Here is a 10,191-nt window from a genome sequence, read left to right as displayed (position 1 = left end):
GCGCACCCATGACCCAGTCCCCGCTTGCCGCGCAGATCGTCGACACCCTCAAGCACCGCATCGGCAAGGACGAGCGGGCGGCGCACCCGCACGACTGGCTCGCCGCGACGATCCTGACGCTGCGCAACGACATCATCGACCGGTGGATGGAGTCCACGCGCGCCGCCCATGCCGCCGGCGCCAAGCGGGTCTACTACCTCAGCCTGGAGTTCCTGATCGGCCGGCTGCTGCGCGACGCACTTGCGAACCTCGGCCGGGACTCCGAGGTGCGCGATGCGCTGGAGGAGCTCGGGATCGAGCTTGCCGAGATCGAGGCGATCGAGCCCGATGCGGCGCTGGGCAACGGCGGCCTCGGGCGGCTGGCGGCGTGCTTCATGGAGAGCCTGGCGAGCCTGGACCTGCCCGCCTATGGCTATGGCATCCGCTATGTGAACGGCATGTTCCGCCAGCGCATCGATGATGGCTGGCAGGTCGAGCTGCCCGAAACCTGGCTCGCGCACGGCAATCCCTGGGAGTTCGAGCGGCGCGAGAGCGCCTATCTGGTCGGTTTCGGCGGGGAGGTCGTCAGTCGGGACAACGGCCGCGTCCACTGGAAGCCGGCCGAGGGGCTGGAGGCGATGGCGGTGGACACCCCCGTGGTCGGCTGGCGCGGCCGGCGGGTCAACACGCTGCGGCTGTGGACCGCGCGCGCCTTCGACCCGATCCGGCTGGACCGCTTCAACGCCGGAGACCACCAGGGTGCGCTTGCCGGCCAGGTCGCGGCCGAAACGCTGGTGCGCGTGCTCTATCCGGCGGATTCAACGCCGGCCGGGCAGGAGCTGCGGCTGCGACAGGAGTATTTCTTCTCCTCCGCGTCCATCCAGGACATCGTGCGCCGGCACATGCAGTATTTCGGCGATATCACGACGTTGCCGGAAAAGGCCGCGATCCAGCTTAACGACACGCACCCGGCCGTGGCGGTGGCGGAGTTGATGCGGCTGCTGGTCGACCATCACGACGTGGCCTTCGACGAAGCCTGGGACATCGCGCGCGCGACCTTTGGCTACACCAACCACACCTTGTTGCCCGAGGCGCTGGAAAGCTGGCCCCTGCCGCTGTTCGAACGGCTGCTGCCGCGCCACATGCAGCTCGTCTACGCGATCAACGCCCGGCTGCTGAAGGAAGCGCGCGAGACGCCGGGGATCGACGACCGCGCGATCGCCGCAATCAGCCTGATCGACGAGGGCGGTGAGCGGCGGGTGCGCATGGCCAACCTGGCCTTTGCCGGCGCGCACAGCATCAACGGCGTGGCGGCGCTGCACACCGAGCTGATGAAGAAGACCGTGTTCGCGGACCTTCACCGGCTGTATCCCGAGCGCATCAACAACAAGACCAACGGCATCACCCCGCGTCGCTGGCTGCACGAGTGCAATCCCGGACTGACGGCGCTGATCGCCGACGGGATCGGCCCGGCGTTCAAGGACGATGCCGCCAAGCTCTCGCGCCTCGCCCCGCTCGCGGACGATCCCAGCTTCCGCGAGCGTTTTGCCGCGGTGAAGCGGGCCAACAAGGTTGCACTCGCCAATCACATCCGGGCCGAGATGGGCCTGTCGCTCGATCCGGACGCGCTGTTCGACGTCCAGGTGAAGCGTATTCACGAATACAAGCGCCAGCTGCTCAACCTCATCGAGACGGTGGCGCTGTACGACCAGATCCGCAGCCATCCCGAGCGCGAGTGGGTACCCCGGGTCAAGCTGTTCGCGGGCAAGGCGGCACCGAGCTATTGGAACGCCAAGCTGATCATTAAGCTGGCCAACGACATCGCGCGGCGAATCAACGGCGATCCGGCGGTACAGGGCCTGCTGAAGGTCGCGTTCCTGCCCAACTACAATGTTTCCCTGGCGGAGCGGATCATGCCCGCCGCGGACCTCTCCGAGCAGATCTCCACCGCCGGCATGGAAGCCTCGGGCACCGGCAACATGAAGCTGGCGCTGAACGGCGCCCTCACCATCGGCACCCTCGATGGCGCTAATATCGAGATCAAGGAGCGCGTGGGCGACGAGAATATCGTCATCTTCGGGCTCACCGCCGAACAGGTCGCCGAACGGGGCCGCAACTATCATCCGCGCGAGATGATCGAGCGCTGCCCGGCGCTTGCCCAGGCGCTGTCGGCGATCGCATCCGGCGTCTTCTCCCCCGACGATCCTAGCCGTTATGCGGGGCTAGTCGGCGAGCTGTACGACCACGACCGCTTCTTCCTGGCGGCGGATTTCGAGAGCTATGCCGCGGCCCAGCGCGAGGTCGACCGGCGCTGGCGTGATCCCGCCGGCTGGGGTGCCGCGGCGATCCGCAACGTGGCCGGCATGGGCTGGTTCTCGTCGGACCGGACCATCCGCGAATATGCGCGCGACATCTGGCACGTCGCCTGACCTGCTCCAGAGAACCCGCCAGAGAACCCGGACGCCAGATTAAGCGTTCTGCAACCATAACAACAAACGCGAACGGGAGAGTGACGATGATCGAGAGACGCGGGCAGCCGCTGGCACGCGACGCCATGGCCTATGTGCTGGCGGGCGGGCGCGGCAGCCGGCTGGCGGAACTGACCGATGTCCGCGCCAAGCCCGCGGTCTATTTCGGCGGCAAGTCGCGCATCATCGACTTCGCGCTCTCGAATGCGATCAACTCCGGCATCCGGCGCATCGGGGTGGCGACGCAGTACAAGGCGCATTCGCTGATCCGCCACCTGCAGGGCGGCTGGAACTTCCTGCGGCGCGAGCGCAACGAGGGTTTCGACATCCTTCCCGCCTCACAGCGCATCAGCGAGTACCAGTGGTACGAGGGCACCGCCGACGCGGTGTACCAGAACATCGACATCATCGAGAGCTACGCGCCGGAGTACATGGTCATCCTGGCGGGCGACCACATCTACAAGATGGACTATGAGCTGATGCTCCAGCAGCATTGCCAGTCCGGCGCGGACGTGACGGTTGCCTGCATGGAAGTGCCGCGGCTGGAAGCGAGCGGCTTCGGCGTGATGGCCGTGGACGCACAGGATCGGATCACCGACTTCGTGGAGAAGCCCGCCGATCCGCCGGCGATGCCGGGCCGCCCGGACGTGGCGCTTGCCTCAATGGGCATCTATGTCTTCAACACCTCGCTGCTGATCGAGCAGCTGCGCCGCGATGCCGCCGATCCAAATTCGGCGCGCGATTTCGGCAAGGACATCATTCCCTATCTGGTCCGCCACGGGAATGCGGTGGCGCATCGCTTCTCCGATTCCTGCGTGCGTGCGCCAGAGGAGCGCGCGGCCTATTGGCGCGACGTCGGCACCGTGGATGCCTACTGGGAAGCCAATATCGACCTGACCGACGTGGTCCCCAAGCTCGATCTCTACGACCACAGCTGGCCACTCTGGACCTATTCGGAGGTCACCCCGCCCGCCAAGTTCGTCCATGACGAGGAAGGCCGCCGGGGCGAGGCAACCAGCTCGCTCATCTCCGGCGACTGCATCATCTCGGGCGCGTCCATCCGCAACAGCCTCGTCTTCACCGGTGTGCGCGCGCACAGCTTCGCCACGCTGGAGCAGGCGGTGATCCTGCCGCGCTGCAAGATTTCCCGTAACGCCCGGCTCACCAAGGTGGTGGTCGACGCGGGCGTGTGCATCCCGGACGGGCTGGTGGTCGGCGAGGATCCGGTGCTCGACGCACGCCGCTTCCGCCGGACCGAAAGCGGCGTGTGCCTGATCACCCAGCCGATGATCGACCGGCTGGCATGATCCGCGCGCTGTCGGTCGCGTCGGAGGCCTATCCGCTGGTCAAGACCGGCGGACTTGCCGACGTGGTCGGCGCACTGCCGGATGCCTTGGCGCCGCACGGGGTCGCCACGACCACCCTGCTGCCGGGGTATCCGAAGGTCCTGGCGCAGGTCTCCGACGCTCAGGTCGTGCATCACTGGCCCGCGTTGCTGGGCGTCGAGGCGCGGTTGCTCGCCGGATCGCTCGGCGACCATCCGCTGTGGGTGCTGGACGCACCCGCGCTGTTCGCGCGCGACGGCGGTCCCTACGCCGATGCATCCGGGCGCGACTGGGACGATAACTGGCGCCGCTTCGCTGCCCTCTCGCGGGCCGCCGCGGACCTGGCATCGGGCGCGATGGGGAACCAGCGCTTCGACCTGCTGCACGCCCACGACTGGCAGGCAGGGCTCGCGCCCGCCTATCTGCGGTTCGCCGGCGACGCACAGGACACGAAGAGCGTCGCCACGATCCACAACATCGCCTTCCAGGGCAGCTTCGACGCGGGTGTGTTCCCCGCCCTCGAATTGCCGCCGCATGCCTGGGGCATCGAAGGGGTCGAGTATTACGGCGCGGTCGGCCTGCTGAAGGCGGGGCTGTGGGCGGCCGATGCCATCACCACGGTGAGCCCCACTTATGCAGAGGAGATCCGCCGGCCGGAGTTCGGCATGGGGCTGGAGGGGCTGATCGCCGCGCGCGGTGCCCGGGTCACCGGCATCCTCAACGGCATCGACCCGGCGGTGTGGAACCCGGCAACCGATCCGCTGCTGGCCGCCCGCTACAGTGCCGACACGCTGGATGCGCGCGCCGCCAACACGCGCGCCGTGGAAGCCCGCTTCGGCCTGAATGGCGAGGGCCCGATCTTCACAGTCGTCAGCCGGCTCACCTGGCAGAAGGGCATGGACGTGCTCGCCGGCCTGCTGGACGAGCTGGTCGCGATGGGCGGGCGCCTGGCGATGCTCGGCTCCGGCGACGCGGCGCTGGAACATGCGTTTCGTGCCGCGGCCGACCGCCACCCTGGCCGCATCGGCGTGGAGATCGGCTATGACGAGCCCTTGTCCCACCTGTTGCAGGGCGGCGCCGACGCGATCCTGATCCCCTCCCGGTTCGAGCCGTGCGGCCTGACCCAGCTCTATGGCCTCGCCTATGGCTGCGTGCCGGTGGTGGCGCGGACCGGCGGGCTCGCCGACACGGTGATCGACGCCAATGTCGCCGCGCTGGACGCGGGGGTCGCAACCGGCGTGCAGTTCGACGGCGTCACACCGCAGGCGCTGCGCGGCGCGATCGCGCGCACGATCGCGCTGCATGGCGACCGGACACGGTGGCGGCAGATGCAGCGGCGGGGAATGGCGGCGGATTTTTCGTGGGGGAACAGCGGGGCGAAATATGCGGCGCTGTACAAGGGGCTGCTGGGGTAACCGCCACCTCCTGCTCTCGCGGCCCTTTCCTCCTCAGACGTTCGTGCCGAGTAGAGGCCGAGTAGCCCCGCAGGGGCGTATCGAGGGCTCGTATCGAGGTACGGCCCCAAGCAACCCTCCCTCGATACGCCGTCTCGGTACGCGGCTGCGCCGCTACTCGACGGCTACTCGGGATGAACGGGAGTGGGTTAGGCGTGGGAGGTTCGAAAGGCGGTGAGCGCCTCCCCTACAGTGGCAGCCGCGTCGTCGCCTTCACTTCCTCCAGCACCGCATAGGTCCGCGTCTCGCGGATGCCGGGCATCGCCACCAGCGTATCTCCCAGGAAGGCGCGGTACGCGGCCATGTCGGCGACCCGCACCTTGAGCAGATAGTCGAAGCCGCCCGCGACCATGTGGCACTCCAGCACCTCCGGCACCCGGCGGACATGCTCGGCAAAGGCGGCGAACGCGTCGTCGGTGGTGCGATCCAGCAGCACCTCCACGAAGATCATCAGCGCGCGGTCGAGCTGCCCGGGATCGAGCAGCGCCGTGTAGCCGGTGATGACGCCGCTCGCACGCAGCCGCTTCACCCGGTCGAAGCAGGCGGCCGGCGATAGCCCGCAGCGTTCGGCGAGCGCCTGGTTGGTGATGCGCCCGTCCTCTTGCAGCACGCGCAGCAGCTTGCGGTCCATTGCGTCCATCGAAGATCCTTCGGCCCAACTGCCATTGGGACGCGCAGATTCGGCGCGAGCCCCCAAAATGCAAAGCACAATCGGCAGGCTTTCGCATAGCTGCCGGAGCAACTTGCAAGAAATCCCGCCGGAGAGCCGCATGCTTCGTTCGTTCGATTGGAACCACCTCGACGCCCTGCAGTACCAGGATGAAGAGGAAACCGTCGCAGACCTGCTGCGCGCGGTTCCGCTGTCGCTGGAGGAGCGCAGCCTGATCGGCCAGGATGCGGTGGGGCTGGTGAAGGCGGCGCGCGCCTCCACCCGCAAGCAGGGCGTGGTCGAGAGCTTCCTTCAGGAATTCTCGCTCGGCACCAAGGAAGGCCTGGCGCTGATGTGCCTGGCCGAGGCACTGCTGCGCACGCCCGACGCCGAGACGCGCGACCGGCTGATCGCGGAAAAGATCGGTTCGGCCGACTGGGCGAGCCACCTCGGCGGTTCCGACAGCCTGTTCGTCAACGCCTCGACCTGGGGGCTGATGCTGACCGGCAAGCTGATCGACGTGGACGAGGAAGCGCGTGCCGACCTGTCGGGTTGGGCCAAGCGGCTGGCCGCGCGGGTGGGCGAGCCGGTGATCCGCCAGGCGGTCGGCGCCGCGGTCAAGATGATGGGCGAGCAGTTCGTGCTCGGCCGCACCATCGAGGGCGCGCTCAGCCGTGCCAAGCGCGAGGGTTATCTCTGCTCGTTCGACATGCTGGGCGAAGGCGCGCGCACGGCCGTGGACGCCGCCCGCTACGAGCGCATCTATGCCGACGCAATTGAGGCGGTCGGCCGCGCGCGTGGTGCCGGGCTTTCGCCGGAGGACGGCCACGGCGTCTCGGTCAAGCTGTCGGCGCTCTGCCCCCGCTATGAGGCGGTGCAGGAAGCGCGGGTGTGGGAAGAACTCTACCCGCGCATGGTGCGGCTGGCGAAGATCGCCGCCAGGCACGACCTCAACCTCGCGATCGACGCCGAGGAGTCGGAGCGGCTGGTGCTCTCGCTCAAGCTGATCGAGCGGCTGGTGCGCGAGCCGGAGCTCGGCAGCTGGACCGGTCTCGGCGTCGTCGTGCAGGCCTATCAGAAGCGCGGCCGCGCGGTGATCGCCGGGCTGGAGGCGCTGGCCCAGTCGAGCGGCCGCCGCCTGATGGTCCGGCTGGTGAAGGGCGCCTATTGGGACAGCGAGATCAAGCGCTCTCAGGTCGGCGGCCGCCCGGACTATCCGGTGTTCACCACCAAGCCGGCGACCGATCTCTCCTACCTCGTCTGCGCCGAGCAGCTGATCCGCGCCGCACCCAGCCTCCATCCGCAGTTCGCGACCCACAACGCGCACACGCTGGCGGCGGTTCGACGCATGGCGGATCGCGCCGGCGTCCGCATCGAACACCAGCGGCTGCACGGCATGGGCGAGGCGCTGTACCGCTCGGCCGGGGACCGCTTCACGCTGCGCGCCTATGCGCCGGTCGGTGGGCACGAGGAGTTGCTGCCCTATCTCGTCCGCCGCCTGCTGGAGAATGGTGCCAACACCAGCTTCGTCCACGCCCTGCTCGACGAGCGCGTGCCGGCGGAGACCGTGGTCGGCGATCCGATCGCGGCAGTGCAGGCGCAGCCCGGCCGCCATCCGCGCATCCCCGTGCCGGGCGACCTCTACGGCGCGACCCGCCGCAACCCGCTCGGCCGGGACTATAGCCGCGACAGCGAGCGGGCCACCGCGCGTCTGGCCGCCGATCTCGGGGCCGCCGACACCATCTCCGCCGGCCCGATCGTCGGCGGGCGCCTGCTGGCCGGCAAGGGACCGCAGCCGATGACCAGCCCGGTCGACCGCAGCCGCCTGATCGGCGCGGTGAGCGAAGCGACCGCGGAGGACATCGACCTCGCCGCTCGTGTCGCCCGCGCCGCCCAGCCGGCCTGGGACCGCAAGGGCGGCGCCGGCCGCGCCGTCGTGCTGCGCGCGATGGGCGATGCGCTCGAGGCCGAAATGGACCGCTTCGTGGCGCTGCTGTCGCGCGAGGCGGGAAAGACGCTCAACGACGGTGTCGCCGAGGTGCGCGAGGCGGTCGATTTCTGCCGTTACTACGCGCATCTGGCCGAGAAGCAGTTCTCCGGACTTCAGCCGCTCACTGGGCCGGTCGGCGAGACGAACCACCTCGAACTGCGCGGCCGCGGCACCTTCGTGTGCATCAGCCCGTGGAACTTCCCGCTGGCGATCTTCACCGGCCAGATCGCCGCCGCGCTCGCTGCGGGCAACGCCGTGCTCGCCAAGCCCGCCGAGCAGACCCCGTTGGTCGCGGCCGAGGCGATCCGGCTGTTCCACCGCGCCGGCCTCGACGCGGACCTGCTCGCGCTCCTGCCGGGCGACGGCGCCACGGTCGGCGCGGCGCTGATCGGCCACCCGTTGGTCCACGGCGTGGCCTTCACCGGCGGCACCGACACCGCCTGGACCATCAATCGCCAGCTCGCCAACCGTCCTGGCGCGATCCTGCCCTTCATCGCCGAGACCGGCGGCCTGAACGCGATGTTCGTCGACACCACGGCGCTCAAGGAACAGGTAGTCGACGACGTGGTCGTCTCCGCGCTCGGTTCGGCCGGGCAGCGCTGCTCGGCACTGCGACTGTTGTTCGTACCGGAGGAGTCCGCAGACGAGCTGATCGCGACGCTGGTCGGTGCGGTCGACACGCTGGTGGTGGGCGATCCTGCCGATGCCGCCACCGACGTCGGCCCGGTGATCGACGCCGACGCCCAGGCGATGCTGGAGGAACACGCCGCCCGGCTGCAACGGGAAGCGAAGATCCTCAAGCGCGTCGATCCGGGCGTGTGGGGCACGCGCGGCAACTTCTTCGGTCCCGTGCTCGCCGAAGTGCCGCGCGCCGACTTCCTGGGCAAGGAAGTGTTCGGGCCGATTCTGCACATCTACCGCTATCGCGCCGACGAGCTGGAAAGCATCGGTCGGCAGCTCGCCGACACGGGCTATGCGCTGACGCTCGGTATCCACAGCCGCATCGAGCGCTTCGCCGAGCAGGTGCGGGACCTGGTGCCCGCCGGCAACGTCTATGTGAACCGCTCGATCATCGGCGCGGTGGTGGGCGTGCAGCCGTTCGGCGGCGAAGGCCTTTCGGGCACCGGCCCCAAGGCGGGCGGCCCGCACGCGCTGCTGCGCTACGCCACGGAGCGCGCGGTGTCGGTCAACATCACGGCCCAGGGCGGCGACCCGGCACTGCTGAACCTGTAAGCGCGCTTAGGGGGAGCGGCCGCGTCGCTCCCCTTTCGTTACCTGCGCGGCACTGCCGTCGACTCCCGTACCGTCAGCCTCGCCGGCACCACCACCGGCTCGCCTTCGCGTTCGCCACCGCCCTGCGCCGCGATCAGCAACTCGACGGCACGAGCAGTCACTTCCGCGATCGGCTGCACCACGGCGGTAAGCGGCGGGTGGGTGAAGCGCATGATCGGCGTGTCGTCGAAGCTCACCAGCGACACGTCGTCCGGCACCTCTAGCCCGCGAGCGAGAATGGCGTCGAGTGCGGCGATGGCCATCTGCTCGCTGCTGGCGATGATCGCCGTCGGGGGATCGGCGCTGGCCAGAAGCCGTTCCGCCGCCGCCCGGCCGGAGTCGTAGCCGAAGTCCCCCACCGCCAGCAGGTCTGCTGCCAGCCCTTCCGCCGCCATGGCAGAGCGCCAGCCCTGGGTGCGCCAGCCGCTCAGTTCATAGTCACCCGGCCCTGCGATGAAGCCGACGCGCCGGTGCCCCAACTCCAGGAGGTGCTCCGTCGCCAGCACCGCGGCATGCTGGTCGTCCATGGTCAGCCGGAAGCCTGGGCCCTCGACCAGCGAACCCACGCGCGCAAAGCAGATATGCTGCTCTGCAAGCAGGCCGGTGATCAGCGGATTGTGCGAGTGCGGCGGCGTCAGGATCACCCCGTCGGGCTGGAGCGCGGCGAGCGCGGCGGACAGCTCGCGCTCGATATGGTCGCTGTGCGTGTCGACCAGTTCGACGATCATGCGATAGCCGTGCTCGGCGCAGGTGAGCATGCCGCCCAGCAGCATCTGGTCGACCCAATCGGTACCCTGCCGGTTGCGCCAATCCTCGATAGTCCGCTGCCGGTCGTTCAGCGCCACGATCAGGTAGGAGCGCGATCCCCCCATCCGCTGCGCCGCGATGGAGGGAACATAGCCGAGCCGGTCGATTGAGGCCTGCACCCGCTCCGCCATTTCCGCGCGGACGTTGGGCTCCTTGTTGATGACGCGACTCACGGTCTGCAGCGACACGCCCGCGTCGGCGGCGACGTGCTTGATCGTCACGCGCTGGCGGCGGCGCGCCATCCGCC

Annotated in this window: 6 protein-coding genes; 4 read left to right on the top strand and 2 right to left on the bottom strand. The window is 69.0% G+C overall.

Translation table 11 applies throughout. The annotated features are described in order from the left end of the window. Positions 1-8 precede the first annotated feature (8 nt). The 3 genes from VPH46_RS02715 (at position 9) to glgA (ending at position 5,187) form a co-directional block, all read left to right on the top strand. Positions 9-2,408 carry a glycogen/starch/alpha-glucan phosphorylase gene (locus VPH46_RS02715; RefSeq protein WP_416608680.1) on the top strand — a complete coding sequence of 800 codons (2,400 nt, stop codon included), beginning with the start codon at positions 9-11 and terminating at the stop codon, positions 2,406-2,408. An 89-nt stretch (positions 2,409-2,497) separates the two neighbouring features. Beyond that, positions 2,498-3,754 (top strand): glucose-1-phosphate adenylyltransferase, encoded by a 1,257-nt coding sequence (gene glgC / locus VPH46_RS02710; RefSeq protein WP_416608823.1) that lies wholly within the window; start codon positions 2,498-2,500, stop codon positions 3,752-3,754. Next, positions 3,751-5,187, top strand: coding sequence for a glycogen synthase GlgA (glgA, locus tag VPH46_RS02705; RefSeq protein WP_416608678.1), 1,437 nt, complete (start codon positions 3,751-3,753; stop codon positions 5,185-5,187). Before glgC ends, glgA begins: the two co-directional genes overlap by 4 nt. A gap of 226 nt (positions 5,188-5,413) precedes the next feature. On the opposite strand, the gene VPH46_RS02700 is transcribed toward glgA, so the two are convergent. Then, complete coding sequence (locus tag VPH46_RS02700; protein WP_125959160.1) at positions 5,414-5,866, bottom strand: Lrp/AsnC ligand binding domain-containing protein; 453 nt, start codon at positions 5,864-5,866, stop codon at positions 5,414-5,416. Positions 5,867-5,996: 130 nt separating this feature from the next. Here VPH46_RS02700 and putA point away from each other — a divergent pair, with 130 nt between their 5' ends. Then, a complete protein-coding gene (gene putA / locus VPH46_RS02695; protein WP_416608675.1) occupies positions 5,997-9,098 on the top strand; it encodes a bifunctional proline dehydrogenase/L-glutamate gamma-semialdehyde dehydrogenase PutA in 3,102 nt (1,033 codons plus the stop codon). A 38-nt stretch (positions 9,099-9,136) separates the two neighbouring features. Here putA and VPH46_RS02690 read toward each other — a convergent pair whose 3' ends face one another. Beyond that, the gene (locus tag VPH46_RS02690) at positions 9,137-10,186 is read right to left on the bottom strand and encodes a LacI family DNA-binding transcriptional regulator (protein WP_416608673.1); all 1,050 of its coding nucleotides are present in this window, start codon (positions 10,184-10,186) and stop codon (positions 9,137-9,139) included. Positions 10,187-10,191 lie beyond the last annotated feature (5 nt).

The organism is Sphingomonas sp. MJ1 (PH-R8) (assembly GCF_048058635.1).
GTDB lineage: Bacteria > Pseudomonadota > Alphaproteobacteria > Sphingomonadales > Sphingomonadaceae > Sphingomonas.
Note: the sequence above shows the minus strand (reverse complement) of the source record. Positions and strands in the feature narration are given on the sequence as shown.